This window comes from Amycolatopsis sp. NPDC114478, from assembly GCF_055633805.1.
Map to the genome: position 1 here is coordinate 266,395 of NZ_JBVKDO010000010.1, position 25,672 is coordinate 292,066.

Consider the following 25,672-nt stretch of genomic DNA (forward strand, 5'->3'; position numbering starts at 1 on the left):
GTCAGGGCTGCACGGGCGCGGTGAGCTTGCCGCCCGGCTGCCCGAAGGTGCAGGTCGCAGTGCGGACGCCACCGACCCAGGACCCGCGGGTCGGGAGGTGCACGAAGAACTCGAGCCCGGGCGCCGGCGTGCCGTGAACGAAGTACGCCGCCGCCGAAGTCCGGCAGGTGGCCAACGCCGGTTCGCGAAGGGCATCGAGGCCCGGGTAGCTCTCGGCGCCCGCGCCGACGTCGATGCGGTCGAAGATCTGCTCGTCGTGCGGCTGGTCGCAGGGGAGCCGGGTGACGTGTTCGCCGTCCGCGCTCGAGTCGAAGCAGTCGCCGACCGCCACGGTATGGATGTAGTCCGGTCCGGCGGTCGCGTGCGTGAGGAGCTTCGGCACCACCGTCACGAGCCCGGCCCCCAGCCAGACCACGCTGAGCACCAGTCCGGCGATCGCGAGCCCGCGCCCGCGCTCTTCGCTCCGCCGTACCCGGACCAGCGCGAGGATGCCGAACAGCGCGCCGAACGGGATCAGCCCGACCAGGCCGCAGAGCAGGGACGCGACCGCGAACCCGTCGGTCCCGGGGGACTCGACGGGTCCGCGGACGGTCGTCTGGGCATGATTGGACAGCGTGGAGCGCGTGTCGTCGAACAACAGGGTCCCTCCGGAATCCCCCGACCCGGCCGGGAGAACTCTAGGACCCCGAGATCACGATGCGGCGACGGTGGCGGTCTTCTTGCTGAGCGCTTTCTCCGCGAAGGCGCCGAAGGCGAGGCCGAGGCCCAGCCAGAGCGTCACCTGCGTGCCGACCGACGCCGTGCGGAAGCTCCACAGCGTCGAGGCCGGGAAGTCCGCCGGGACCTCGTCGACCACCGGCATCAGCCAGGCCACCACGCCGATCACGACGAGGTAGCCCGCCGCGGCCAGGAGGAAGCCGTTCCACGCTCCGAAGCGGTCCGCGAGCTTGCGGCCGAACACCGTCGCGAGGATGCCGGCCAGCAGCGACACCGCGACGAACCCGAAGTACAGCTCGGTGCGGGAGCCGATCGTGCCCGGCTGTCCCACCGCCGGCGGGTTGGCCGGGTACTTGAGGAACGGCACCAGGAACACCACCGCGAACGCGCCACCGGTGAGTAGCAGCGCCGTCACACGGGGGCGGAGGTTGCCGAGGCGGCCTTGGGCGAACGCGAAGGCAAGCGACAGCAGGCCGCCGATCGCGACGCCGTAGACCAGGACGCCGGTCAGCAGCCCGACGGTGCTCTGGATGTCCCGCGGGACGAGCTCTTCCTCGTGTTGCTCGGCCGGTGCTGGCGTGGCGCCGGCGTCGTGGGAATGGGAGTGACCGCCGGACTCCTCGAGGCCGATGGCGGTGTTGACCGACGGCTCACCGAAGGCGTAGGCGAACCCGAACGCGAGCACGCCGGCGATCAGGCCCGCGAGCATGCCGCGGACCAGCAGGGTCTTCATCATGGGAGTACGTGCCGCCGATCAGTGGCAGGGGAAGGCCAGCAGGTGCCGGCCGTCGTGCACGAACTCGTGGACGTACATGTTCGCGAACACCGCGGTGGCGCCCTGCTCGGCGCTGACGAAGTACAGCGCGATCAGGGCGAGGAGCACCACGAACACCGCCCACGGCACGATCTCACGGATCGGGATGCGGATCGGGAGCGGGACGGAGGGCGCTGCCGTGTGGGACATGAGCGTGGCCTCCTCGGGCTTTCGCGGCCTCATCGGGGTCGGTCACGACGGTCCGGGTCTGGCTTCCCCCTGGTGGGGGTCACAGTGGCGCGACCGCGCGGACTTGCACCGCGTTCCGGAATCCGTCGTCTGGCCGGTTGAGCGTAGGTCCGCCGTTTGGGCTGCGTCAATGTGACAATGCCGCGGTGACTCGAATGGTGGCGGCCCTCGATGTGGGCGGGACGACGATCAAGGCGGCGTTGCTCGACGAGCAGCTCCAGCCCAAGGCGACGCTGCGGGCGGAGACGGCACGCAGCGCGGACGGCACGGCGCTGGCGGCCCAGGTCGCGGAGATCGTGACGGCGCTGGCGGAGCAGGCGGGCACCGGCCGGCCGGCGGCGGTGGGCGTGGTGGTGCCCGGGATCGTCGACGAGGAGACCCGCGTCTGCCACTTCTCGGCCAACCTGGACTGGCGCGAGGTCCCGTTCGGCGAGCTGCTCGAGAGTCGGCTGGGCCTGCCGGTGGCCTTCGGCCACGACGTGACGGCGGGCGGCATCGCCGAGTTCCGCGTAGGAGCGGGCCAGGGAGCGACGAACGCGGCGTTCATCCCGGTCGGGACGGGCATAGCGGCAGCGCTCCTGCTCGACGGCCGCATCCACCGAGCGCACGGGCAGGCGGGCGAGGTAGGGCACATCGACGTAGGCCACCCGGGCAAGTGCGGCTGCGGAGCAACGGGCTGCCTGGAGGCAATCTCCTCAGCGGCGGCGATCGCGCGGAGGTACCGGGAGAGAACGGGCCGCCCGGCCGACGGAGCCCGCGAGGTGGTGGACCTGGCCCGCCACGGCGACGAGGTGGCGGTGGCGGTGGTCCAAGACGCCCTGGACGGCCTGGGGCACGGAATCCGAACGCTGCTGACATTGCTGGGCCCAGAGGTGATCGTCCTGGGTGGCGGCTTGTTCACGGCGGCGGATTACGTACTGGAGCCGGTCCGCGACTGGCTGGCGGCGCATTTGACATTCCAGAGGATGCCGGAGTTGCGAATCGCAAAACTGGGCGACGAGGCAGGCCGCCTGGGCGCGGGGCTGCTGGCGCTGGACTTGCTGAAGGACTGATTTGCCGCCAGGCCGTGAATGCCACATCGAGGGACTTCTTGTCCCTGAATGTGGCATTCACGGCTTTTGACGACGCCCGCCGGCGACGCTACCTGTCAGAGTGCCCGCAAGAACGCCAGCGACGGCATGAAGAAGTACTCCCCACCCCGCAACGTCACCGCCTGCGGCACCGGCTCAGCCGTCCGCTGGGTCGACCCGCCCCATTCCACCGTGTACTCCGATGTCCCCCGCTCGCCCTGTCCGATCACCGGGTCCAACCCCGGCGTCACGCCCTCGGTTATCGGGAAGCCCGGGTTGTCCGCCCACAGCGCCTGCGTGAACTCGAACTGGTTCCCCAGCACCGCATTGAACGCCATGAACAACAACCCCACGCCACCGCTCGGCCGCGCCGACGGGGGGACCTCCGCGTTCGGGTCGTCCGGGCGCTCGCCGTACGTCACCCCCCGGCGGGCCATCAAGTGCAAGCGCTCGGCGGACGGGTCTTCCGCTCCTCCCGAACCTCGCGGGTTCGTCTTGCGGATGTGCGCCTGGAACGGGCACTTCAGCGCCGCTCGGTCGCTGTCGTACGTGAAGTTGTTCGATACCGGGCTCTCGGCGCCGTCCTCCCGCTGCGTTGTCAACGGGGTTCCGTCCTCGAACCGGCCGATCAGCATCGCTCCCGCTCGCTCGCGATCGTCGCCCGTCAAGCCGAGTGTGTCCGCCAAGTCCGCCTCGGCCTGCTTGAACCGCCGGACGTTCTGCTCCAGCTTGCGGAACACGAAATAGCTGCCGAAGTGCACGCCCGGATCCGGGGCCGCTGTGTCCGGAACCAGCACCTGGGACAGGGGCGCCGCCGGGTTCCACACGTTGATGCCGTCCGTGTTGTTCTTCTCCGCGTCCACGTCCTCCGTGAGGAACAGCGGCTGGCTGCGGCCGTCGACGTACCCGAAGTGCTCGATGCCCTCGCCGCGCGCGTTGACGCGGCCGAGGCCCGTTTCCTCCGCCAGCACCGTCACGGAGTCCGGCAGCAGGCCGAGGATTTCGTTGCGCCGCGCGGTCATGGCCTTGTCCGTCGCGTCGCCGATCAGCACGACCGCGTGGATTTCGGCGTGGTAGCCCGGATCGAACGTCGAGCGCGGCGGGTCGTTCAGCTTCCGCCGGGTCGCCGGCGCCGCCATGCCGCGCCGGAAAGCCTCGTCCTCCGGGAAGTTCTCGACGCCGAGGACGCCGTAACCCGCCGCCGTGAGCCCGACGCCGACGTACGGCGTGCCCGCCGCGCCGCCTTCCTTGAACGCGCCGGCTTCCTCGAGGTGTTGCTTGGCGGACTTCATCTTCCCGGTGACCGAGACCAGGAACGCCCGCGCCTCCGCGGCGTCGCCGAATCCCAGCAGCAGCGCGGAAAGATGGTCCCGGACGTGGGCCTTGAGGATGTTCGGCTGCAGTTCGCCGAGCATCACCCCGGCGTCCCCGGTCGCGGTGGTCCAGGACAGCGTGGTGGACAGATCGACACTCATTGCGGGCTCCCCTCCCGTGTGAACGGGCGCACGACCGACCGAAGCTCCCCCTCGCCGGTCGTGCCCCTGGTACCAGGCTGCCGTCGCCCGGTGCCGCGTGCCACCCATTCCCCGGCATTCACACGAAAGATTAAGTTGAACGCAGAACCGTTCGCCCGCAACGAAAACGCGGGCCCCGGAGCGGGACCCGCGTTTCCGTCAGGAAATGGTCAGTACCACCACTGCGACTTGCCGCCCGCGATGTAGTCCCACAGCTGCAGGCGCGTGCCGTTGGAGCCGACCGAACCCTCGCCGGTCAGGTACCGGTTGTTCTGCGGGCTCTGCAGGCGCAGGTAGCCCTCCGGGTTCACGGTGTCGGCCCACCACTGGTTCTTGGCACCGGCCCGGTAGTCCCACAGCTGGACCTTGGTGCCGTTGGCGCCGGCCGTGCCGAGGTCGGCGTCGAGGTACCGGCCGCTCTGCACGTTCTGGAAGCGCAGGTAGCCCTCCGGGATGCTGGTGATGTAGAACGCCTGGTTCGCGGCGTACTCGTTGCAGTCCCACAGCTGCATCTTCGTGCCGTTGGCGCCGATCGTGCCGAGGTCCGCGTCCCAGCAGCGGCCGAAGGCGGCGGACTCGATCAGGTAGGCGTCGGCCTGGGCGACCTGCGCGCCCGCGACCCCGGGGGTGGACCGGTGAGCGGCACCGACCTTCGCCGGCCGCAGCTTGATCCCGCCGGCGAGCGCCGAGACCGCGGTGCCCTTGCCGTCGGCGGGCGCCGCGCCGGCCTGCGGAACGGCGACCAGGCCGAACAGGCCGGCCGCCGCGGCGACTGTCACCATCAGCCGCTTCATCTTCGTCATGCTTTCCCCTTTTTCGTCGGTTCACCCGTGGTGACGAAAGGGCGCCAGCCGACTCCGGGCCCGCGTGGACCCGGCGCGTGGTCGTGCCGGCGAATCCCCCTCGTCGAGACCGTCAAACCCCCGAAAGCGATCTCTCGGACCATCATTCATCGCGCTCACGTCGTCGTCGAGGTCATTTCCGCGAGGGGCCAAAACGCACGTCAGGCGTGTAACGGAACGGAACCGGCGCCGATAGAGGGGCAGACACGGGGGGAGAGGCGTGCGCATCGAGCTGACGTTGCCCGACCTCGTCCGCGTCGGGCTCGCCGCCGCGGCCGACCCGATGGGGGAGCTCGCCGGGAGCCTGCAGGTGCTGCAACGCCGCGACGGCGGCCGCACCGCGGCTTCGGCGGCGTTCACGCGGTGGCGGCACCGCGTGTGGCAGAGCCTGCCCGACTCGGCGGCCGTGCTGATGTGGCTGTGCCGGCCGGACGCGCCGCTCCCGGGGTTCCTGCTGCCCGCCGCGGGGCGCTACGAACTGGAGTCCGGGCTCGCGGCGGTGCTCAAGACCGACCCGCTGAGTCTGAAGACGACCTTGCGCACGGCGCCGCCCGGCCGCGACCTGCCGTCGTGGGCCGCCGCGCTCGCCGACGGCGACACCGCGGGCCTGCCGCGACTGGTCCAGGCCATGCGCGACTACCACGACGTCGCGCTCGCCCCCGGCTGGGAGACGGTGTCCGGCCAGGTGGACGCCGACCTCGGGATGCGCACGCAGCTGCTGCTCCACGGCGGCGTCGACGCGCTGCTGACCGGTCTCCGCCCGCTGGTGCGCTGGGAGGCGCCGGTGCTGGAGACCGACGACCGCATCCCCGGCACGGTCCCGTCGGAGGGCACCGGCCTGCTGCTGGTCCCGACGTACTTCTCGGTGTGCCCGGCGCTGGTCCCGGCGGTCCCGGGCGGCACGCCGCGCCTGCACTACCCGTGCGTCCGCCAAGCGACGCCGCCGGCGGGCTTCGGCCGCGGCGGCCACAAGGCGACGGAAAAGGCGCTGGCGGACCTGCTGGGCCCGACCCGCGCGGCGGCGCTGGCGGTACTGGCGGTGGGCTGCTCGACGTCCGAGCTGGCGGCGCGGCTGGGCGTGACGCCGTCGGCGGTCAGCAAGCACACGACGGTGCTGCGCCGGGCCGGGCTGATCACCACGCACCGGGAGCGGAACACGGTGCTGCATTCGCTGACGCCGTTGGGAAGCGCTCTCCTGGACAGCTAGCTCAGTGCGCCGGCGGCTTTCACCAGTTCCTCCAAGGCTTCCTGGGCCAGTTCGCCGAAGGCCCGTTCGTTCGCCGGCTCCACCCAACGCGCGAAAGCCGTCGTGAACGCCAAGCCGCCGATCTCCGCCGCCAGGGTTGCCGCCGGGTCCGGGACACCCCTCGCCCGCAACGCCGAAGCCATCGCGCCCCTGAGCTTCGCGCGCTTTAGCAACTCGCGCTCGCGGAGGTCCGGCTGGCCCGCGACCACTCGCTGGACCTTCGCCGCCCACTCCCGGCGGTCCGCGTCCATCGCCGCTTCCGTGGCCGTCAGCGCCGCTGAGATCGCTTCGATCGGGGTGGCCGATTCGGGGGCCGCGGCGATCGCGTCCGCGAGGAGGTCGCTCAGGATTTCCTGGCCCGCGAACAGCACCTCGCGCTTGTCCTGGAAGTGCCGGAAGAACGTCCGCTTGGTCAGTCCCGCGCGTTCGGTGATCTCGGCGACCGTGACGTCGTCGTAGCCGCGCTCGAGGAACGACTCCACCGCGGCGCGCACCAGGCGCTCGCGGGCGTTCGGTTCCCAGCGGCTCATGCTCCCAGTCTAAGTTATGACACCCGGTGTCGTCAGACGTGCTACGGTGATGGCACCAGGTGTCATCACAGGGAGGTTCTCATGCGTGTCTTCGTCACCGGGGCGTCGGGCTGGATCGGCTCGGCCCTCGTGCCCCTGCTCCTCGAAGCCGGCCACGAGGTCGTCGGCCTCGCCCGGTCGGACGCCTCGGCTCAGGCCGTCGCGAAGATGGGCGCCGAGGTGCAGCGCGGCGACCTGACCGATCTCGAGACGCTCAAAACGGCCGCGGACCGCGCCGACGGGGTCGTCCACCTCGCGTTCGGCCACGACTTCGGCCGGATGGAAGAAGCGATCCGCACCGACGCGGCACTCGTCGGGACGCTGGGCGCGGTGCTGGACGGCAAGCCGTTCGTCGCCGCGTCCGGGACGCCGTCGGTGCCCGGCAGGGCGGCGACCGAGCAGGACGACCCCGCCGGGTTCGGCCCGGTGGCGGGCCGGCTGGAGGTCGCCCGCGCCGTGCTGAGGACGGCCGAACGCGGCGTCCGCGCGTCCGTCCTGCGGCTCCCGCGCTCCGTGCACGGCGAAGGGGACGCGCACGGGCTCATCGCGCGCCTCGTCCAGGCCGGCCGTGAGAAAGGCATCGCGGCCTACGTCGGCGACGGAACGCAGCGCTGGCCCGCGGTGCACGTCGCCGACGCGGCGCGCCTGGCCCACCTGGCGCTGGAGCAGGCCCCCGCCGGTTCGGTGCTGCACGCGGTGGGCGACGAGGGCGTGGCCATCCGCGACGTCGCCGAAGTCGTCGGACGCCGCCTCGGCCTGCCCGCGACGTCGGTCGAGGCCGGCGAGCTGGGCTTCCTGGGCGCGATCCTGGCGATCGACCAGCCCGCGTCCAGCGAAGAGACGCAGGCGCTGCTCGGCTGGCAGCCGACGCACCCGGGACTGCTGGACGACCTCGAAAAGGGTTACTACGGCTGAAAGTGGGACAGCGCCGGCGGAGGTGGCGACAGTGACACCCCCGCCGGCGCCGGGTCTTACGCGATCGGCCGGTCCGTCGGCGCGATCGGGGCGGGCAGGACGTCCCGCCCGGTCAGGTAGGCGTCCACGCCGGCCGCGGCACTGCGGCCCTCCGCGATCGCCCACACGATCAGGGACTGGCCGCGGCCCATGTCACCGGCCACGAACACGTTGTCCAGGCTCGTCTTGAACGCCTTGTCGCGGGCGACGTTGCCGCGCGCGTCCAGCTCGACGCCGAGGTCCTCGATCAGGCCCTTCTTCTGCGGCCCGAGGAAGCCCATGGCCAGCAGGACGAGCTGCGCGGGCAGCTCGCGCTCGGAGCCTTCCACCGGGACGAACTTGCCGCCCTCGTTGCGGACCTCGACCAGCTTCAGCGCCCGCACGCGGCCGTCCGCGTCACCCAGGAACTCCTGCGTGTTCACCGCGTAGAGCCGCTCGCCGCCCTCTTCATGCGCCGAGGACACCCGGTAGATCATCGGGTACGTCGGCCACGGGTGGGCGTCCGAACGCGACTCCGGCGGCTTCGGCATGATCTCCAGCTGCGTCACCGAACGAGCGCCCTGGCGGTGCGACGTCCCGACGCAGTCCGCGCCGGTGTCGCCGCCGCCGATGACGACGACGTCCAGGCCCGCGGCGGAGTACGGCGACTCGTCAAGCTCGCCCGAAGCGACCCGGTTGGCCGGCGGCAGGAACTCCATGGCCTGGTGGATGCCGTCGAACTCGCGGCCGGGGATCGGCAGGTCGCGCCAGTCGGTGGCCCCGCCGGCGAGCACCACGGCGTCGTACGAAGCAGTCAGCTCCGCAGCGGTGACGTCGACGCCGACGTTCACCGACGTCCGGAACTCCGTGCCCTCGGCCTCCATCTGCGCCAGGCGCCGGTCGAGGCGGGACTTCTCCATCTTGAACTCGGGGATGCCGTAGCGCAGCAGCCCGCCGATCTTGTCGGCCCGCTCGAGGACCACGACGCTGTGGCCCGCGCGCGTGAGCTGCTGCGCCGCGGCGAGTCCCGACGGGCCGGAGCCCACGACCGCGACCCTCTTCCCGGTCTTCGTGGTGGGCGGCTGCGGCGTCACCCAGCCCTCGTCGAAGGCGCGGTCGACGATGGAGATCTCGACGCGCTTGATCGTCACCGGGTCGTCGTTGATGCCGAGCACGCACGCGGTTTCGCACGGCGCCGGGCACAGCGTGCCGGTGAACTCCGGGAAGTTGTTCGTCGCGTGCAGCCGTTCGATCGCCTGCTGCCAGTCCTCGCGCCAGGTCAGCGTGTTCCACTCGGGGATGAGGTTCCCGAGCGGGCAGCCCTGGTGGCAGAACGGGATCCCGCAGTCCATGCACCGGCCGGCCTGCTTCTGCAGCTTCGTCGTGGCGAAGTCTTCGTAGACCTCTCGCCAGTCCATCAGCCGCAGGTCGACCGGACGGCGCTTCGGCTCTTCGCGGGTGGTGGTCAGAAAGCCCTTGGGGTCAGCCATGTGCGGCCTCCATGATCGCCTCGTTCACGTCGCGCCCGTCCCGTTCGGCCTGGACCTGGGCCGCGAGCACGCGCTTGTAGTCCTTCGGCATGACCTTCCCGAAGCGGTCGACACCCGCGTCCCAGTCGGCCAGCAGCTCCCGCGCGACGGCGGACTCCGTTTCGTCGTAGTGCTTTTCCAGCGTCTCGCGCAGGAAGTCCGCGTCCTCGGAGTCGAGCGGGTCGAGGTCGACCATCTCCGGGTTGACGCGGTGCGCGGGCAGGTCGAGCACGTAGGCGATGCCGCCGGACATGCCGGCCGCGAAGTTGCGCCCGATCGGGCCGAGCACGACCATCCGGCCGCCGGTCATGTACTCGCCGCCGTGGTCGCCGACGCCTTCGACGACGGCCAGCGCGCCCGAGTTGCGCACGCAGAACCGCTCGCCGACCTTGCCGCGGATGAAGATCTCACCGCTCGTGGCGCCGTAGGCGATGACGTTGCCGGCGATGATGTGGTCCTCGGCGGCGATCCGCGCCTCCTTCGGCGGGCGCACGATCAGCCGGCCGCCGGAGAGGCCCTTGCCGACGTAGTCGTTGCCGTCGCCGTAGAGCCGCAGCGTGATGCCCTTCGGCACGAACGCGCCGAACGACTGGCCCGCGGTCCCGGTGAAGGTGACGTCGATGGTGTCGTCGGGCAGGCCTTCGCCGCCCCACCGCTTGGTCAGCTCCGAGCCGAGCATGGTGCCGACGGTTCGGTTGACGTTGCGGACCGGCAGTTCCAGCCGCACCTTGTCCCCGGAGTTCAACGCGCCCTCGGCCAGCTGGATCAGCGTGTTGTCCAGGGCCTTCTCCAGGCCGTGGTCCTGCAGCGTCTGCTGCAGCCGCAGGCCGGCCGGGGCCATCTCGGGCACGTGGAAGATCGGCGACAGGTCCAGCCCGGCCGCCTTCCAGTGGTCGATCGCCTTGCGCTTGTCGAGGAACTCGGCGTGCCCGACCGCCTCGGCGATCGACCGGAAGCCCAGCTCCGCCAGGTACTCGCGCACTTCCTGGGCGATGAACTCGAAGAAGTTGACGACGTACTCGGCCTTGCCGCTGAACTTCTCGCGCAGCTTCGGGTTCTGCGTCGCGACGCCCACCGGGCACGTGTCGAGGTGGCAGACGCGCATCATGATGCAGCCCGACACCACCAGCGGCGCGGTCGCGAAGCCGAACTCCTCGGCGCCCAGCAGCGCCGCGACGACGACGTCCCGGCCGGTCTTGAGCTGGCCGTCGGTCTGCACGACGATCCGGTCGCGCAGCCGGTTGGCCAGCAGCGTCTGCTGTGTCTCGGCCAGGCCCAGCTCCCACGGGCCGCCCGCGTGCTTGATGGACGACAGCGGCGACGCGCCCGTCCCGCCGTCGTGGCCCGAGATGAGCACGACGTCGGCGTGCGCCTTGGACACGCCCGCCGCGACCGTGCCGACGCCGACCTCGGACACGAGCTTCACGTGGATGCGCGCGTTCGGGTTGGCGTTCTTGAGGTCGTGGATCAGCTGGGCGAGGTCCTCGATCGAGTAGATGTCGTGGTGCGGCGGCGGCGAGATCAGGCCGACGCCCGGCGTCGAGAACCGCGTCTTCGCGATCCACGGGTACACCTTCGCGCCGGGCAGCTGCCCGCCCTCGCCGGGCTTCGCGCCCTGCGCCATCTTGATCTGGATGTCGTCAGCGTTGACGAGGTACTCGCTCGTGACGCCGAAGCGGCCGGACGCGACCTGCTTGACCGCGGACCGGCGCTCAGGGTCGTAGAGCCGCTCCGCGTCTTCGCCGCCCTCGCCGGTGTTCGACTTGCCGCCGAGGCGGTTCATCGCGATGGCGAGCGTCTGGTGCATCTCCATCGAGATCGAGCCGTAGGAGATGGCGCCGGTGGCGAACCGCTTGACGATCTCCGAGACCGGCTCGACCTCCTCGATCGGCACCGGCGCGCGCTTGCCGTACTTGAAGTCGAACAGCCCGCGCAGCGTCAGCAGCTTCTCGGCCTGGTCGTCGACGGCCTTCGTGTACTCCTTGAAGATCTCGTACTTCCCCGACCGCGTGGAGTGCTGGAGCTTGAACACGGTCTGCGGGTTGAACAGGTGCGGCTCGCCTTCGCGGCGCCACTGGTAGTCCGCGCCGGTCTCCAGCTCGCGGTGGGCCGCGCGGAAGCCGTCGGCCGGGAACGCGTACTCGTGCCGCTTCGCGACCTCGTCGGCGAGGGTTTCGAAGCCGACCCCGCCGAGGCGGGACGTCGTGCCGGTGAAGCAGTTGTCGATGACCTCTTCGCCGAGCCCGATCGCCTCGAAGATCTGCGCGCCGGTGTAGGACGCGACGGTCGAGACGCCCATCTTGGACATCGTCTTCCGCACGCCCTTGCCGAGCGCCTTGATCAGGTTGTACGTCGCTTCCTTCGGCGTGACGCCCGGGATCAGGCCCTGGTGGGCCATCTCCTCGACGGTCGCCATCGCCAGGTAGGGGTTCACCGCGGCGACGCCGTAGCCGATGAGCAGCGCGATGTGGTGCACCTCGCGCGCGTCGCCGGCCTCGACGATGAGGCCGACCTGCGTGCGCGTCTTCTCGCGGACGAGGTGGTGGTGCACCGCGCCGGTCAGCAGCAGCGAGGGGATCGGTGCGTGGTCCTCGTCGACCCCGCGGTCGGACAGCACGATCAGCCGCGCGCCGTCCTCGATCGCCTCGGACACCTCGGCGCGGATCTCGTCGAGCCGCTTGACCAGCGCCTCGCCGCCGCCGTGGACGTTGTAGCGGCCCAGGACGGTGACGGCCTGGAACTCGGGCAGGTCGCCGTCGTCGTTGACGTGCACCAGCTTGGCGAGCTGGTCGTTGTCGAGCACCGGGAACGGCAGCACGATCCGGCGGCAGCTGGCGGCGTTGCCGGTCAGCAGGTTCGGCTCGGCGCCGATCTGCGTGCCGAGCGCGGTGACGAGCTCCTCGCGGATGGCGTCCAGCGGCGGGTTCGTCACCTGGGCGAAGAGCTGGATGAAGTAGTCGAAGATCAGCCGTGGCCGGCTGGACAGCGTCGCGATCGGCGAGTCGTTGCCCATCGAGCCGATCGGCTCCGCGCCGGTGCGGGCCATCGGCTCGAGGATGGCTTCGAGCTCTTCCTCGGTGTAGCCGAACGCCTGCTGGCGGCGGACGAGCGCGGCGTGCAGCGGCACTTCGCGGTCGCGCTCGGGCAGGTCCTCCAGGTGCAGGAGGCCGGCCTCGACCCACTCGTCGTACGGGTGCGCGGTGGCCAGCTCGGTCTTGATCTCCTCGTCCTCGATGATCCGGCCCTCGGCGGTGTCGACGAGGAACATCCGTCCGGGCTCGAGGCGTCCCTTCCGGACGATCGTCGCCGGGTCGATGTCGAGCACGCCGACCTCGGAGGCGAGCACGACGAGACCGTCGTCGGTCACCCAGTAGCGGCCGGGGCGCAGGCCGTTGCGGTCGAGCACCGCGCCGATCTGGCTGCCGTCGGTGAACGCGACGAGCGCCGGGCCGTCCCACGGTTCCATCAACGTCGAGTGGAACTCGTAGAAGGCGCGTCGCGCCGGGTCCATCTCCTGGTGGTTCTCCCAGGCCTCCGGGATCATCATGAGCACCGCGTGGGGCAGCGAACGGCCGCCGAGGTGCAGCAGTTCCAGGACCTCGTCGAAGCTCGCCGAGTCGCTGGCGCCGCGCGTGATCACCGGGTAGATCCGCTTGAGGTCGCCCGGGACGAGGTCGGTCTCGAGAAGGGCTTCGCGGGCGTCCATCCAGTTGCGGTTGCCCCGCAGGGTGTTGATCTCGCCGTTGTGCGCGACGTAGCGGTACGGGTGCGCGAGCGGCCACGACGGGAAGGTGTTGGTGGAGAAGCGGGAGTGCACCAGGCCGATGGCGCTGGTGACGCGCTCGTCGGTGAGGTCGGCGAAGAAGCGCTCGACCTGCGGCTCGGTGAGCATTCCTTTGTAGACGATCGTCCGCGAGGACAGCGACGGGAAGTAGACGTCGTCTTCGACGAGTTCATGCTCCACGCGCTTGCGGACGCAGAACGCGCTGCGCTCGATGTGCAGCGGGTCCGAATGCTCCGGCTTCGGGCGGCGCGCGGTGAGGAACAGCTGCGTGAAGTGCGGCATGGTCTCGGCCGCGGTCGGCCCGCAGTGCTCGGTGTGCACCGGCAGCTCGCGCCAGCCGAGGACGCGCATGTCCTCCTCGGCGGCGATGCGCTCGATGGTCGTCATGGCCCGGCCGCGGCGCTTTTCGTCCTGCGGCAGAAAAGCCGTGCCGACGGCGTAGGTGCCGGGCTCGGGGAGCTCGAAGTCCACGACCTCCCGGTAGAACTCGTCCGGGATCTGGATCAGCAGCCCGGCGCCGTCGCCGGTGTCCGGTTCGGCGCCCCGCGCCCCGCGGTGTTCCAGGTTGCGCAACGCGACCAGGGCCTTGGCGACGATCGCATGATCTCGGCGGCCGGTCAGGTCGGCGACGAAGGCGACACCGCAGGCGTCGTGTTCGTAGTCGCTCCGGTAGAGGCCTTCGGCCTCGGCGTTGCTGAGCTCCTGCCCCGCGCGGGGCAGGGAACGGGCACGGTGGGTCACGGCTGGCCGCCTCCCAAGGCGTTGGCGCGACCGGTAGTCACCTCATCGAGTGGTTCGAGCTGAACCGGTTAACGAAGTGGTCCGGTACCGCGATGGTCAGTCGAGAACAGTTGCTGTTGTCGGCGTTGGTGGTGCCGGCGTCGTGGACGTCGGCAGTGCAGGATGCCGCGGGGTACCGGCCGAGCGGCGATGCTCGGAAACCGGCCGCGGGTCATCCGGGAGGCCGCACAACACTGGGCAGCCGAACATGTCGGGTGCTGCGTGCGCGCACAGACCGGCCACTGTGGTGGGGGCCAGTCGGAGCGCGCGGTGTTACTCCCGGGTTCGCCGGGTCTTATGACGATAGTGTGAATTCGCTGTTATCGACATACGTCGTTGCGCCCGGGTGGGAAATGCCACGGTTGCGTTGACGGGACCCAGGGTAGTCCCATATGCCGGGCTGTTGCTCCCGAAGAACGGTCAGTATTGCCTCTGACCTGCGGAAACGTCTGTCTCAAGTGGTCTGAGGTACCTGCTGCGGTGCCGTGCCGGGGTGGGAAGCTGGCTGCATGGCGGACTCGTCCGATGACTGATCGTTATCTCTCCGTGGCTCGCTCCGGCGTCCACGAGCTCGAGATCAAGCGCTCCCGGTTCCTCTGCGCGGTCGCCCCGGTGACGTCGGAGGAGGCCGCGCGCGAGTTCATCGCGGCCCGCCGTCGGGCCGATCCGGGCGCGCGGCACCACTGCCACGCGTTCGTTTTGGGCGCTGACGGGCGAACCCGGCGGTCCAGTGACGACGGTGAACCGGCCGGCACCGCGGGCACGCCGATGCTGGAGGTGTTGCGGCGGCGTGAGCTGACCGACACGGTCGCGGTCGTCACGCGCTACTTCGGCGGAGTGCTGCTGGGGGCGGGCGGGCTGATCCGCGCGTACGGTCAGTCCGTTTCGGACGCACTGGAAGTGGTTGGTGTACTAGAACACCGGCGTCTCAGGCTGGTGGAAGTGGCGGTGGGTTACGACCGCGCGGGCCGGCTGGAGAACGACCTGCGCGCGTCGCCGTACTTGGTGCGCGCGACCCGCTTCGACGAGCTGGCCCGGTTCGAGGTCGGCCTGGCGCCGGGGGAGGGGCCGGCCTTCGAGGGGTGGCTGGCGGACCTGACGAACGGCGAAGCGACGACGACCGAGCTCGGCGACCACTGGGTCAGCGGGGGTTCCTGAGCCAGGCCGGGTGGTCCGCCGCGGCCGCGTGGTCCGGTCGCGGAACCGCTTGGCGCGCAACGGACTTTCGGCGCTTCCGCCCGAGGGTTCTTCCGTGGCACCATGTCGTGCCACGCCAGTTCCGGCCCCACCTCGATCACCAGAACGTTGCCGCCGCCGCGCGAGCTGCGCTGACAACGTTGTCACCACCTGCTTCGCCCGCCCGACAACGTTGTCGCCCAGCGGAAAGCGCGTGCGGCAAGGAGAGGAAAGGTTCATGCCCGGACCATTCGCCAGACGGCTGCGCACGGCCGTGGTCGCCGCGTTCGTCGGGGGAGCGGGGCTCGTCGCGCTGCCCGCCACCCACGCCGCGGCGGACACGCTCGCCCTTACGCAGTACGTGAACCCCTTCATCGGCACGGACAACAGCAACTCCCCGAACCCCGTTCCCGGCGGGGCCGGCGGCAGCACCTACCCCGGTGCCGTCGTGCCGTTCGGCATGGTCCAGCTCAGCCCGGACACCCCGACCGCGTCGCCGTCCGGGTACCGCTACGGCGACACGAGCATCGAAGAGTTCAGCCTCACCCACTTCAACGGCGCCGGCTGCGCCAACAACGAAGACCTCGGCCTGCTGCCGATCACCGGTGCGATCGGGACTTCGCCGGGCACCGGCTGGACCGGGTACGCGGGCAGCTACACGAAGGCCAACGAGTCGGCCGCGCCCGGTTACTACAAGAACAAGCTCGACAACTACAACACGAGCGTCGAACTTTCCGCGACCAAGCGGTCCGGCTTCATGAAGCTGACCTACCCCAACACGACGACCGCGCGGCTGCTCGTCAACACCAGCCGCAGCGCCACCGGCAGCCGCAACGGGTCGATCGCCATCAACGGCAGCCAGCTCACCGGATCGGTGACCGGCGGCGGTTTCTGCGGTTCCTCGAAGACCTACCAGATCTTCTACGTGATCCAGTTCGACCGCGCGCCCAGCGGGTTCGGCACCTGGCTCGGCGGCACGGTGACCGCCGGGTCCGCGAGCACCAGCGGCACGAACTCCGGCGGCTACGTCACCTTCGACACCTCGAGCAATACGACGGTGCAGGCGAAGGTCGGCATTTCGTTCGTGAGCCAGGCCAACGCGCAGGCGAACCTCGCCGCCGAAAACCCCGGCTTCGACTTCGCCGGGATCCGCGGCGCGGCCGACTCGAGCTGGAACGGCGTCCTCAACCGCGTCCAGGTGACCGGCGGCGCGACCGCGGACCTGCAGAAGTTCTACACGGCGCTGTACCACGTCTTCCAGAACCCGAACATCGCCAGCGACACCAACGGTCAGTACCGCGGGTTCGACCAGGCGGTCCACACCGCGTCGCACACCGTCTACCAGAACTACTCCGGCTGGGACATCTACCGGTCGTGGTCCGCGTTGATCGGGCTGGTCGCCCCGAACGAAGCGAGCGACATCGCGAAGTCGATGGTGCTCGACGGCCAGCAGGGCGGGCTGCTGCCCAAGTGGTCGCACAACAGCAACGAGCACTTCGTGATGACCGGTGACCCCGGGCCGATCATCGTGGGCAGCATGTACGCCTTCGGGGTCCGCGGCTTCGACACCGCGGCGGCGTTGGCCCTCATGGACAAGAGCTCGAACGGTGGCACCGCGCAGGGCCAGGCGATCCGCGGCCGCGAAAGCGGCTACCTCAGCCGGCACTACATCTACGAAGACCCGTCCGACTCGCTCGAGTACTCGGCGTCGGACTTCGCGGTGGCGCAGTTCGCGAAAGCCGTGGGCGACACGACGAAGTACACCACCTACATGCAGCGCGCCCAGTGGTGGCAGAACGTGTTCGGCACCGACTCGGGCTACATCCAGCCGCGCGGCAGCGACGGGACCTGGGCGTGGCCGGTCGTGCCGTCGAGCAACAGCGGCTACACCGAGGGCAACCCGTCGCAGTACACGTGGATGGTGCCCTACAACTACCAGGGCCTGATCAACCTGATGGGCGGCCGCCAGACCGCCGTCCAGCGGCTGGACCACCACTTCACCCAGCTCAACGGCGGCCTCACCCAGCCGTACTTCTACATCGGCAACGAGCCCGAGCACGGCGTGCCGTGGGCGTACAACTACGCGGCCCACCCGCAGGGCGCCAGCTCGGCGGTGCGGCGCGTGATGACCGAGTCGTTCACCACCGGCCCGGGCGGCCTGCCGGGCAACGACGACCTCGGCGCGACGTCGGCGTGGTACGTCTTCGCCGCGCTGGGGATGTACCCGGCGACGCCGGGCGCGGACGTCCTGGCCCTGCACGGCCCGCTGTTCCCGTCCGCCTCGATCGTCCGGCCGAGCGGGACGATCCAGATCACCGGTTCCGGCGCGGGTCAGGGCTCGCAGTACGTCCAGAGCCTGAGCGTCAACGGGACCGCGACCACCAAGTCGTGGATCCGCTACGGCGACATCGCGGGCGCGTCGACGCTGAACTACACGATGGGCTCGTCGCCCAGTGCGTGGGGCACGAGCACCGCCGACGTCCCGCCGTCGTACAACGACGGGTTCACGCCGCCGGCCGCCGCGCCGGAGCTGGGCACGAACCTGGCCCAGGGCAAGGCGGCCACGGGCTCGGCGACCTGCAACTCGGCCGAGACTCCCGCCAAGGCCGTCGACGGCAGCCTGGCGAACAACAGCAAGTTCTGCAGCACCGCCGCGACGAAGTTCCTCCAGGTCGACCTCGGGTCGGCGCAGAACGTGTCGTCGTTCGTGGTCAAGCACGCCGGCCTGGGCGGTGAGACGACCGGCTGGAACACCGGCGCGTTCACGATCCAGACGTCGACCGACGGCAGCACGTGGACGACGGTCGCGTCGGTGAGCGGGTCGCGGGCCAGCCGCACGTACCACCCGATCACGACGCGGTCGGCCCGGTACGTGAAGCTCAACCTCACGACGCCGACCAACAACGGCGACGGCGCGGCGCGGATCTACGAGTTCGAGGTCTACCGCTGACCCATCGGTCGTGAGTGGGAAACAGCGTTCCAACCCTGTTTCCCACTCACGATCCGGCCGCGGCAGACCACTCGTCGCGGGTGATGGCGTACTCGACTTCGCCGTGTTCGCTGCCTGGAGCGCGTTCGTGCTCCGGGAACTCCTCGAAGTACGTGCGGACGAACGTCATCCCCAGTTTCTCCATCACCCGGCGCGACCGCTTGTTCACCGTCATGGTGCACGCCGTCACGCGGGTGACCCCCAGTTCGGTGAAGCCCTTCGCGAGCAGGGCCGCCGAGCCTTCGGTTCCGTAGCCCTTGCCCCACGCCTTCCGGTGCAGCCGGTACCCCAGCTCCGGCTCGTCGGGCGGGTCCTGCGGGCGCGGGCGGAAATGGAACCACCCCAGGAAATCGCCGGTGCTCTTCTCGATCGCCGCCCAGAACCCGTAACCGGGGAAACGCTCGTAGTAACCGAGGAACGCGGGGAGATCGAGAGTGACGATCTCGGTGCGGTCCGCCGGCCGGCCCCCATTGAGGTACTTCATCACGGCCGGGTCGTCGTAGAGCTCGAAGAGTGCGTCGGCGTCGTTCTCGGTGAACCGGCGGAAGATCAGCCGCTCGGTTTCGAGGAATACGTGCATCGGGTGATGCTGGCAGGAACCCCAGTGGGTGGCAACGCGATTACGCGGCGGCGGCGAAGACCTCGCCCAGCGCCAGCGAGCCGGCTTCGGTGAGCACGGCGGCCACGCGCTCGCCGCACTTGCCGGGGTGTGCGGGTGCGATCAGGCCGAGCCGCGCGAGGCGGTGCACGGTGGACTGGTCGCAGCAGCTCAGGCCGTCGATGAACAGGTCGGGCTCGCAGCTGCAGCTGATCTCGGCGTGGCCCCCGGCCACGGCTCTCAACGTGGCCCGCTCACGGTGGTTCAGTTCCGTTGTCATGGCGGAGCCTCCTTCCCGTCGGACTCATGAGACCACTCACCACCGACATTTTCCGCCTCCGAGGGTGCGAACCGGGGGATTTAGGGGAAACACTTAGGGGTGGCGTGTCGCGGCTGGTCGGGTGACTCCCGGATACCCCGCGTCGAGTGGTTCAATCGTCGTCTTGCGCAGGTGGCGGAAAACGATCGACGTGCGGAAGCCGACGATCTCCCGGCGCAACGCCAGCCGGTCAGCGAGGAACGCGTGGAGCGCGTCGATGTCGGGCGTCGTCACTTCGATCAGGAAATCGTCACTCCCCGCGGTCACGTACACCGAGAGCACCTCCGGCAATTCCGCGATCGAGCGCTGGAATTCGTCGATGACCGCCCGGCTCAGCGGCCGCACCTGCGCCGCGACGAGCGCCCGGACGCCGCGGTTGAGGCTCGCCAGGTCGATGTCGGCGTGGTAGCCGCGGATGACACCGCGCTCCCGGAGCAGCCGGATGCGTTCGAGGCACGTCGAGGGCGCGATACCGACCTTCCGGGCGATGTCCCGGTTGGTCTGCCGCGCGTCCTCCTGCAGGTGCCGCACGATCGCCGAATCAAGTTCGTCCAGCACCGGGTCCTCCGCATCGCCGCCGAATTTCGTTCGGCAGTGCCACGGCGCCGCCGGTGTTCACTCTAACTTCGGTCGGCATGACCGCACATGAGCAGCTCGTGGCCCGCCGGGGCCGTCGATCCGGCGTCACCACCATGGTCGCGATCCATTCGACCGCCCTCGGCCCCGCCGTCGGCGGCTGCCGCTTCAAGCCGTACGGCACGCTCGAAGAAGCCGTCGGCGACGTCCTCCGCCTCTCCGAAGCCATGACGGCGAAGTGCGCCGTCGCCGGGCTCGCATTCGGCGGCGGCAAGAGCGTCATCGCGCCGGAACCGGGACGCGTCCTCTCGCCCGAGGAGCGCCGGGACGTCCTGCTCGACCACGCCGACCTCGTCGCCGACTTCGGCGGCACCTACCTGGCCGGCCCGGACGTGGGCACCGGCCCGGCCGACATGCTGGTGCTGCGCGAGGTCTCGGCGTTCGCGTTCTGCACGCCCGAGTCCGCGGGCGGAACCGGGTCCTCCAGCGGGCCGACGGCGGTCGGTGTGCTCGCCGCGCTCCGGGCGGCGACCGGCGCGGCGGACCTGACCGGGCGCCGGGTGGTGATCAGCGGCTACGGCTCGGTCGGCGCGCACCTCGCGGCGAGCCTGCACGCCGGCGGCGCCGACGTCGTCGTCTCCGACATCGACCCGGCCAAGCGGGCCGAGGCCGAGAACCAGGGCTTGACCTGGGTGGAACCGGAGAAAGCGCTCACCCTGACGGCCGACGTCGTGATCCCGGCGGCGGTCGGCGGCGTGCTGAGCCCCGAGACGGTGGCCCGCCTCGACACGCCGCTCGTCGTCGGCCCGGCCAACAACCAGCTCACCGACGACAGCGTCGCCGGTGAGCTCGCGGCGCGCGGCATCCTGTGGGTCCCGGACTACGTGGCGAGTGCGGGAGGGATCCTCTACACGCTCTCACGCGAAGCGGAGGGCCTCGGCCACGCCGCCGCGCTCGCCCGCGTCGAGACGATCGAGCAGACCGTCAGGGACCTCCTGAGCGCCGCGAAGGCCAACGCGACCACCCCGCTGCAGGAGGCGGCCGCGCTGGCCGGACGCCGGCTCACTTCTGGTGCGGCGCCACGTACTCCTTGGCCTCCGGTGCCTCGAACAGCGGCTTGACGTACCTGACGCCGCCCTCGGCCGAAGCGTCCGGGGTGGCCGCGTACACCTGGCGCGTCGCCGGCGTCCCCGGCTTGGAGAAGTCGAGCGCCGCGACCAGGTTGTCCGTGTTCGCCGACGTCGTCTGCTTCAAGGCCGCGGAGATGCCGTCGCGCGTGAGGTCCTTGTTGTCACACGCCTTCTTCAGCACCGCGCCCCACACTTCGCCGACCGCGTAGCCGTAGGGGACGCCGCCGTTCGGCGTCTCCTTGTACGCGGCCTTGTACTTCGCCGCGACGTCCTTGGCCTTGGGCAGGTCGGCCGAGAACGGCACGCTGCTCGCGACGACAGTGAGCTTGTCCAGCGCGCCCGCGGCGGGGCTCTTCAGCAGCGCCGGGTCGAACGTCGGGTTGTTGCCCAGCACCGGCACGTTCAGCCCGAGCGCCTTGTTCGCCGCGACCGCCGACCCGGTCTGGGCGGGGGTGGTGGTCAGCGCGATCAGCTTGACCCCGGCGCCCTTGAGCCCGGTGACGGCGTTCGTGAGGTCGCTGTCGGTCGAGGTGATCTTGACTTCCTTGACCGTCAGGTTGTGCTTCTTCGCGTAGAACTGCGAGCCGCGCAGGCCGTTCTTGCCGTACTCGCCGTCGATGTACACGTGCCCGATCGTGTCGCCGTCCTTGAGCAGCCCCTGCTCCTGCAGGTACGAGAGGCCGTCGATCATCTCCACGTCGTAGGTGGTGCCGACGATCATCACGTACGGGTTGTCGAGCAGCTCCGAGGACCACGACGCGGGCGCGGCGACGGCCTTGTCGGAGGCCAGGTTCTGCTTCAGCGCGGCCACCACCGGCGAGCCGAGCAGCTGCACGAACCCGAGCACCTTCGGCTCGATCTGCGGGTACAGCGTCTTCGCCGTGTCGGCCTTGTAGCCGTGGTCGACCTCTTCGAGCTTGACCTGCCGGCCGCAGACGCCGCCGGCGGCGTTGAAGTCCTTGGCCCACAGCTCGTTGCCCTGGGTGACACCGAGGCCGAGGTTCTTGAAGACGCCGGACTTGTCGGTCATCACGCCGAGCGTCACCTCGCTCGCCGTGACCCCCTTGCCGGTCTTGACGCCGGAGCTGTCCGAGCCCGACGAGCCCGAGTCGCCCGCTTTCGTGCTGCACGCGGAGAGGACGAGGGCGGCCGCCAGCGCCGCCGCCAGGTGTGTGCGTTTCATGGTTCCTCCGGGGGTTGACGGCGAGAACGGGTGAGGCGGCGGCCGATCGCGGCGAGCCCGCCCGGCTCGAACAGGACGACGAGGATGATCGCGGCGCCGTAGACGAACGAGCTGACCAGGACCGGGGTCAGCGCGCCGTCGCCGGTGCCGGCGAACCAGCCCAGGTCGGCCGAGTACAGGGCGAGCACCTGCGGCAGCCCGTTGACGATCAGCGCGCCGACCAGCGCGCCGGAGACCGAGCCGAGCCCGCCGATGATGACCATCGCGAGGTAGGCGATGGACACGTTGATGCCGTACGTGCCGTATTCGCTCTCGTCCGGCTTGAGGATGTCGAACCACAGCACGGTCATCGCGCCGGCGAGGCCGCCGTAGGCCGACGAGACGGCGAACGCGCCCGCCTTCGCGCGCAGCACGCTGACGCCCATCACCGCGGCCGCGGCTTCGTTGTCGCGCACCGCCCGCCACGAGCGTCCGACCCGGCCGCGGACGGCGCCGCGCGCGATCACGAACGCCAGCACGGTCAGCAGCAGGAACAGGTACCACGTGCGTTCGGCCTGCCGGATCGGCACGCCGAGCACGGTGATTTCGGGCCCGTCGTTGGTGAACGGGAAGCCGAACAGCGAGAACGGCGTCGGCGCGCGCCCGGTCGACGTCCCGCCGGTGAGCTCCTCGGCGGACTGCCCGAAGTAGAGGCCGAGGAACACCAGGGCCAGCGAGGCGACGCCGAGGTAGATCCCGCGCAGCCGCCCGGCGACCGGCGCGAAGGCCAGGCCGAGCAGGGCCGTGACGACCACCGCGCCGAGCAGCGACAGGCCCGGGTCGAGGCCGAAGCCGACGACGCGGTCGTCACCCGTCGGCCCGGACAGCACGGTGTAGGCGGTGGCCCCCGCGAGCAGGAAGAACGCGTGGGCCAGGGAAAGCTGCCCGGCCTGCCCGACCACCAGCGTCAGCCCGATCGCGCCGACCGCGCCGATCATCATGTACTGCCCGGCCTTCAGCCAGGCGGCGTCGAGGTAGAGCGGCAGGGCGAGCAGCACGACCAGCAGCGCGAGCCAGGCCACGGTGCGCACCAGCTTCCGCCAGTCGCGGCGCGGCGGCGGCGTCGCTTCGACAGCCGGCGGGGAGTCCACTTCGGACACAGCGCTGTCAGACACGGGTTCGCTCCCTCGTGCCGAACAGCCCGGAGGGCCGCACCACCAGGACCACCAGCATCACCAGGAACACCGCGCTCTTCGAGAAGTCGAACGAGACGTACTGCGCGGACAGCGCTTCCACGATCCCCACGACCAGGCCGCCGACGACGGCGCCCGCCGTCGAGTCGAGGCCGCCGAGGATCGCCGCGGGGAACGCGGCCAGCGCGATCGAGTGCGTCCCGCGCGAAAGCCCGGCGCCGGAGAAGTCCTGCGTGGCGATGAACAGCACCGCCACCCCGGCCAGCAGCCCGGCGACGAGCCACGCGGTCGCGGTGACCCGCGAACTGCGGATGCCCATCAGCGCGGCGGCCTCGCGGTTCTCCGCCTGCGCCCGCATGGCCACGCCCCAGTTCGAGTACTTGAACGCCAGCCAGAACGCCGTGATGAGCACCGCGGCGACGACCAGCGCGACCAGGTGGGTGCGGAACAGCGTGATCCCGCCGACCTGGAACGGCTTCGCGTCCCAGGCGCCGCCGAGGAACGGCAGCGTGACGCCGAGGCGGCGCACGATCTCCTCGGTGACGATCACGTCGACGCCGATGGTGAGCAGCGCCAGGCTGTTCGCGTCGGCGTGCCGGGAGCGCGACAGCAGCAGCCGCTCGACGGCCAGGCCGAGCAGCCCGGCCGAGACGATGCCGGCCAGCGACGCGCCCACCCAGCCCAGCGCGTCCCGCGTCACCACGACGACGTAGCCGCCGAAGAGCACGAGCGAGCCGTGCGCGAAGTTGACCACCTCGGTGGCCTTGAAGATGATCACGAACCCCAGCGCGAGCAGCGCGAACACCGCGCCCTTGCCGAGGCCGTTGACCGTGAGCTGCAGGAAGGTGTTCACGCTGCCTCCGTGCCCAGGTAGGCCTTGATGACGTCCGGGTCGGACTGGACCTCCGCCGGGGTGCCGTCGGCGATGCGGCGGCCGAAGTCGAGCACCGTGACCCGGTCGGCGATGCCCATCACCAGGCCCATGTCGTGTTCCACGAGCAGGATCGAGATGCCCAGCTCGGCGCGGATCCCGCTGATCGTGCCGGCCAGCTCCGCGGTCTCCGCCGCGTTCATCCCGGCCGCGGGCTCGTCGAGCAGGAGCAGCACCGGTTCGACGGCGAGCGCGCGGGCGAGGTCGACGCGCTTGACGACGCCGTAGGGCAGCGCGCCCACGAGGGCGTCGACGACCGCGCCGAGCCCGAGGAACGCGCAGATCTCGCGCGCCCGCTCGGCGTGCCGGCGTTCGGCGCGGACCGTCCACGGGAGCCGCAGCCCGACCTCGAGGAACCCGCCGCGGGTGAGCGCGTGCCGGCCGAGCATGACGTTGTCCAGCACGGTCGAGCCGGCCGACAGCGCGGCGTTCTGGAACGACCGCCCGACACCGAGGCGGGCGAGCTTGTGCGGCGCGAGCCCGGTGAGGTCGGTGTCCCCGAGCCGCACGCGGCCGGCGTTGGCCCGGTAGAGGCCGCTGATCACGTTGAAGCAGCTGGACTTCCCGGCGCCGTTGGGCCCGATCAGCGCGTGCAGCGACCCGGGCGCGACGGTGAAGCTCACCTCGTCGAGGGCGCGGATCCCGCCGAACCGCAGCGAGACGTCCTCGACACGCAGTTCCGGCGGCGTCATCCGGCCCACCTCGACAGCGTCCGGCCGGCCAGCTGCTTGCGCGCCTGCTCGGCTTCGGCGTCGGCGGTCTCCTGCGACTCGGCGTGCCCGCCGAGGTAGAGCCGCCGGACGTCCTGGCTGGCGGCCAGCTCGGCGGCCGTCCCGGCGAGGGCGACCCGGCCGACTTCCAGCACCACGGCGTGGTCGGCGACCGCGAGCGCCATCACGGCGTTCTGCTCGACCAGCACCACGGCGGTGCCCTGCTCGTGGATCTCGCGGATGGTCTTCCCGATCTGCTCGACGATCTTCGGTGCGAGTCCGAGCGACGGCTCGTCGAGCAGCAGCAGCTTCGGCGCGGACATCAGCGCCCGGCCGATCGCGAGCATCTGCTGTTCGCCGCCGGACAGCAGGCTGGCGCGCTGCTTGGCGCGTTCGGTGAGCACCGGGAACAAGGCGTCGACCCGCTCGCGCGCTTCGGTCCGTTCGGCGGCGGTCCGGGCGCCGATGCCGCCGGCCCGCAGGTTCTCCTCGACGGTCATCCGCGCGAAGACCTGACGCCCCTCGGGCACGCCGACCACGCCGAGCCGGACGATCCGGGCCGGGTCGAGCTTGCCGAGCGCGTGGCCGTCGTAGCGGATCTCGCCGGCGTCGACGGCGCCCCGGTGCATCCGGAGCGTGCCCGACACGGCCCGCAGCAGGGTGGACTTCCCGGCGCCGTTGCTGCCGAGCACGGCGAGGACGCCGTCGGCGGAGACGTCGAGGTCGACGCCGTGCAGGGCGGGTGTCGACCGGCCGTAGCGCACCCGAAGACCACGCACGGTCAGCACGGACTCACTCCAGGACGCAAGAGGCCTCCTCCACTCGTGTGACGTGAGTCACGGTCGGTGGCGGCCATCCTGCGATCACGCGCGGCTCTCGGACACCCCCACGTGGAGACCCC

The 25,672-nt window shown here is 70.7% G+C and carries 22 protein-coding genes; 6 read left to right on the forward strand and 16 right to left on the reverse strand.

Annotation, left to right across the window (positions count from 1 at the left end; genetic code table 11):
* Position 1 precedes the first annotated feature (1 nt).
* From ACZ7OH_RS27425 to ACZ7OH_RS27435, 3 genes are read right to left on the reverse strand one after another with little or no spacing between them, the layout of a single operon-like run.
* Positions 2-637 (reverse strand): DUF4190 domain-containing protein, encoded by a 636-nt coding sequence (locus ACZ7OH_RS27425; RefSeq protein ID WP_470283412.1) that lies wholly within the window; start codon positions 635-637, stop codon positions 2-4.
* 54 nt (positions 638-691) lie between these two features.
* Positions 692-1,453 (reverse strand): CbtA family protein, encoded by a 762-nt coding sequence (locus tag ACZ7OH_RS27430; RefSeq protein ID WP_470283413.1) that lies wholly within the window; start codon positions 1,451-1,453, stop codon positions 692-694.
* An 18-nt stretch (positions 1,454-1,471) separates the two neighbouring features.
* Positions 1,472-1,681 carry a CbtB domain-containing protein gene (locus tag ACZ7OH_RS27435; RefSeq protein WP_470283414.1) on the reverse strand — a complete coding sequence of 70 codons (210 nt, stop codon included), beginning with the start codon at positions 1,679-1,681 and terminating at the stop codon, positions 1,472-1,474.
* Between the two features lie 194 nt (positions 1,682-1,875).
* Here ACZ7OH_RS27435 and ACZ7OH_RS27440 point away from each other — a divergent pair, with 194 nt between their 5' ends.
* Positions 1,876-2,772, forward strand: a complete 897-nt coding sequence (locus ACZ7OH_RS27440; RefSeq protein WP_470283480.1) for an ROK family protein — start codon at positions 1,876-1,878, stop codon at positions 2,770-2,772.
* Positions 2,773-2,867: 95 nt separating this feature from the next.
* Here the strand turns inward: ACZ7OH_RS27440 and ACZ7OH_RS27445 are convergent, their stop codons facing one another.
* Together ACZ7OH_RS27445 and ACZ7OH_RS27450 are read right to left on the reverse strand one after the other, a co-directional pair.
* Positions 2,868-4,265 (reverse strand): Dyp-type peroxidase, encoded by a 1,398-nt coding sequence (locus ACZ7OH_RS27445; protein WP_470283415.1) that lies wholly within the window; start codon positions 4,263-4,265, stop codon positions 2,868-2,870.
* A gap of 209 nt (positions 4,266-4,474) precedes the next feature.
* A complete protein-coding gene (locus tag ACZ7OH_RS27450) occupies positions 4,475-5,107 on the reverse strand; it encodes an RICIN domain-containing protein (protein ID WP_400908192.1) in 633 nt (210 codons plus the stop codon).
* 259 nt (positions 5,108-5,366) lie between these two features.
* Here ACZ7OH_RS27450 and ACZ7OH_RS27455 point away from each other — a divergent pair, with 259 nt between their 5' ends.
* Positions 5,367-6,353 (forward strand): ArsR/SmtB family transcription factor, encoded by a 987-nt coding sequence (locus ACZ7OH_RS27455; RefSeq protein WP_470283416.1) that lies wholly within the window; start codon positions 5,367-5,369, stop codon positions 6,351-6,353.
* Here ACZ7OH_RS27455 and ACZ7OH_RS27460 read toward each other — a convergent pair.
* Positions 6,350-6,922, reverse strand: a complete 573-nt coding sequence (locus ACZ7OH_RS27460; RefSeq protein WP_470283417.1) for a TetR/AcrR family transcriptional regulator — start codon at positions 6,920-6,922, stop codon at positions 6,350-6,352. The genes ACZ7OH_RS27455 and ACZ7OH_RS27460 overlap by 4 nt on opposite strands.
* A gap of 81 nt (positions 6,923-7,003) precedes the next feature.
* On the opposite strand from ACZ7OH_RS27460, the gene ACZ7OH_RS27465 reads away from it, so the two are divergent.
* The gene (locus tag ACZ7OH_RS27465; RefSeq protein ID WP_470283418.1) at positions 7,004-7,876 is read left to right on the forward strand and encodes an SDR family oxidoreductase; all 873 of its coding nucleotides are present in this window, start codon (positions 7,004-7,006) and stop codon (positions 7,874-7,876) included.
* A 56-nt stretch (positions 7,877-7,932) separates the two neighbouring features.
* Here the strand turns inward: ACZ7OH_RS27465 and ACZ7OH_RS27470 are convergent, their stop codons facing one another.
* Both ACZ7OH_RS27470 and gltB read right to left on the reverse strand, forming a co-directional pair.
* Complete coding sequence (locus ACZ7OH_RS27470) at positions 7,933-9,384, reverse strand: glutamate synthase subunit beta (RefSeq protein WP_470283419.1); 1,452 nt, start codon at positions 9,382-9,384, stop codon at positions 7,933-7,935.
* Entirely contained in the window at positions 9,377-13,948 is a 4,572-nt protein-coding gene (gltB, locus tag ACZ7OH_RS27475) for a glutamate synthase large subunit (RefSeq protein WP_470283420.1), read from the reverse strand. The genes ACZ7OH_RS27470 and gltB overlap by 8 nt, the downstream gene beginning before the upstream one ends.
* A 564-nt stretch (positions 13,949-14,512) precedes the next feature.
* On the opposite strand from gltB, the gene ACZ7OH_RS27480 reads away from it, so the two are divergent.
* Positions 14,513-15,145, forward strand: a complete 633-nt coding sequence (locus tag ACZ7OH_RS27480; RefSeq protein WP_470283421.1) for a YigZ family protein — start codon at positions 14,513-14,515, stop codon at positions 15,143-15,145.
* Between the two features lie 256 nt (positions 15,146-15,401).
* On the forward strand, positions 15,402-18,113 hold the full coding sequence (locus ACZ7OH_RS27485; protein ID WP_470283422.1) for a GH92 family glycosyl hydrolase: 2,712 nt from the start codon (positions 15,402-15,404) through the stop codon (positions 18,111-18,113).
* A gap of 46 nt (positions 18,114-18,159) precedes the next feature.
* Here the strand turns inward: ACZ7OH_RS27485 and ACZ7OH_RS27490 are convergent, their stop codons facing one another.
* From ACZ7OH_RS27490 to ACZ7OH_RS27500, 3 genes are all read right to left on the reverse strand, one after another.
* Positions 18,160-18,732, reverse strand: a complete 573-nt coding sequence (locus ACZ7OH_RS27490) for a GNAT family N-acetyltransferase (protein ID WP_470283423.1) — start codon at positions 18,730-18,732, stop codon at positions 18,160-18,162.
* Positions 18,733-18,772: 40 nt separating this feature from the next.
* The gene (locus ACZ7OH_RS27495) at positions 18,773-19,030 is read right to left on the reverse strand and encodes a hypothetical protein (RefSeq protein ID WP_470283424.1); all 258 of its coding nucleotides are present in this window, start codon (positions 19,028-19,030) and stop codon (positions 18,773-18,775) included.
* Positions 19,031-19,123: 93 nt separating this feature from the next.
* Positions 19,124-19,624 carry an Lrp/AsnC family transcriptional regulator gene (locus tag ACZ7OH_RS27500; protein WP_470283481.1) on the reverse strand — a complete coding sequence of 167 codons (501 nt, stop codon included), beginning with the start codon at positions 19,622-19,624 and terminating at the stop codon, positions 19,124-19,126.
* An 80-nt stretch (positions 19,625-19,704) separates the two neighbouring features.
* Here ACZ7OH_RS27500 and ACZ7OH_RS27505 point away from each other — a divergent pair, with 80 nt between their 5' ends.
* Positions 19,705-20,766 carry a Glu/Leu/Phe/Val dehydrogenase dimerization domain-containing protein gene (locus ACZ7OH_RS27505; protein WP_470283425.1) on the forward strand — a complete coding sequence of 354 codons (1,062 nt, stop codon included), beginning with the start codon at positions 19,705-19,707 and terminating at the stop codon, positions 20,764-20,766.
* On the opposite strand, the gene ACZ7OH_RS27510 is transcribed toward ACZ7OH_RS27505, so the two are convergent.
* Genes ACZ7OH_RS27510 through ACZ7OH_RS27530 form a run of 5 tightly spaced genes read right to left on the reverse strand, consistent with a single transcriptional unit; the run spans position 20,708 to position 25,559 of the window.
* The gene (locus tag ACZ7OH_RS27510; protein ID WP_470283426.1) at positions 20,708-21,958 is read right to left on the reverse strand and encodes an ABC transporter substrate-binding protein; all 1,251 of its coding nucleotides are present in this window, start codon (positions 21,956-21,958) and stop codon (positions 20,708-20,710) included. The genes ACZ7OH_RS27505 and ACZ7OH_RS27510 overlap by 59 nt on opposite strands.
* Entirely contained in the window at positions 21,955-23,112 is a 1,158-nt protein-coding gene (locus ACZ7OH_RS27515; protein WP_470283427.1) for a branched-chain amino acid ABC transporter permease, read from the reverse strand. The genes ACZ7OH_RS27510 and ACZ7OH_RS27515 overlap by 4 nt, the downstream gene beginning before the upstream one ends.
* The gene (locus ACZ7OH_RS27520) at positions 23,105-23,983 is read right to left on the reverse strand and encodes a branched-chain amino acid ABC transporter permease (RefSeq protein ID WP_470283428.1); all 879 of its coding nucleotides are present in this window, start codon (positions 23,981-23,983) and stop codon (positions 23,105-23,107) included. Before ACZ7OH_RS27520 ends, ACZ7OH_RS27515 begins: the two co-directional genes overlap by 8 nt.
* Positions 23,980-24,753 carry an ABC transporter ATP-binding protein gene (locus ACZ7OH_RS27525; protein ID WP_470283429.1) on the reverse strand — a complete coding sequence of 258 codons (774 nt, stop codon included), beginning with the start codon at positions 24,751-24,753 and terminating at the stop codon, positions 23,980-23,982. Before ACZ7OH_RS27525 ends, ACZ7OH_RS27520 begins: the two co-directional genes overlap by 4 nt.
* Positions 24,750-25,559, reverse strand: coding sequence for an ABC transporter ATP-binding protein (locus ACZ7OH_RS27530; RefSeq protein ID WP_470283430.1), 810 nt, complete (start codon positions 25,557-25,559; stop codon positions 24,750-24,752). The genes ACZ7OH_RS27525 and ACZ7OH_RS27530 overlap by 4 nt, the downstream gene beginning before the upstream one ends.
* Positions 25,560-25,672: the final 113 nt, after the last annotated feature.

Coding starts and splice junctions, on each gene's coding strand:
- ACZ7OH_RS27465 (WP_470283418.1), top strand. CDS start 7,004: ATGCGTGTCTTCGTCACCGGGGCGTCGGGCTGGATCGGCTCGGCCCTC.
- ACZ7OH_RS27495 (WP_470283424.1), bottom strand. CDS start 19,030: ATGACAACGGAACTGAACCACCGTGAGCGGGCCACGTTGAGAGCCGTG.
- ACZ7OH_RS27525 (WP_470283429.1), bottom strand. CDS start 24,753: ATGACGCCGCCGGAACTGCGTGTCGAGGACGTCTCGCTGCGGTTCGGC.
- ACZ7OH_RS27470 (WP_470283419.1), bottom strand. CDS start 9,384: ATGGCTGACCCCAAGGGCTTTCTGACCACCACCCGCGAAGAGCCGAAG.
- ACZ7OH_RS27490 (WP_470283423.1), bottom strand. CDS start 18,732: ATGCACGTATTCCTCGAAACCGAGCGGCTGATCTTCCGCCGGTTCACC.
- ACZ7OH_RS27505 (WP_470283425.1), top strand. CDS start 19,705: ATGACCGCACATGAGCAGCTCGTGGCCCGCCGGGGCCGTCGATCCGGC.
- ACZ7OH_RS27430 (WP_470283413.1), bottom strand. CDS start 1,453: ATGATGAAGACCCTGCTGGTCCGCGGCATGCTCGCGGGCCTGATCGCC.
- ACZ7OH_RS27510 (WP_470283426.1), bottom strand. CDS start 21,958: ATGAAACGCACACACCTGGCGGCGGCGCTGGCGGCCGCCCTCGTCCTC.
- ACZ7OH_RS27485 (WP_470283422.1), top strand. CDS start 15,402: ATGCCCGGACCATTCGCCAGACGGCTGCGCACGGCCGTGGTCGCCGCG.
- ACZ7OH_RS27445 (WP_470283415.1), bottom strand. CDS start 4,265: ATGAGTGTCGATCTGTCCACCACGCTGTCCTGGACCACCGCGACCGGG.
- ACZ7OH_RS27460 (WP_470283417.1), bottom strand. CDS start 6,922: ATGAGCCGCTGGGAACCGAACGCCCGCGAGCGCCTGGTGCGCGCCGCG.
- ACZ7OH_RS27440 (WP_470283480.1), top strand. CDS start 1,876: ATGGTGGCGGCCCTCGATGTGGGCGGGACGACGATCAAGGCGGCGTTG.
- ACZ7OH_RS27435 (WP_470283414.1), bottom strand. CDS start 1,681: ATGTCCCACACGGCAGCGCCCTCCGTCCCGCTCCCGATCCGCATCCCG.
- ACZ7OH_RS27450 (WP_400908192.1), bottom strand. CDS start 5,107: ATGACGAAGATGAAGCGGCTGATGGTGACAGTCGCCGCGGCGGCCGGC.
- ACZ7OH_RS27480 (WP_470283421.1), top strand. CDS start 14,513: ATGACTGATCGTTATCTCTCCGTGGCTCGCTCCGGCGTCCACGAGCTC.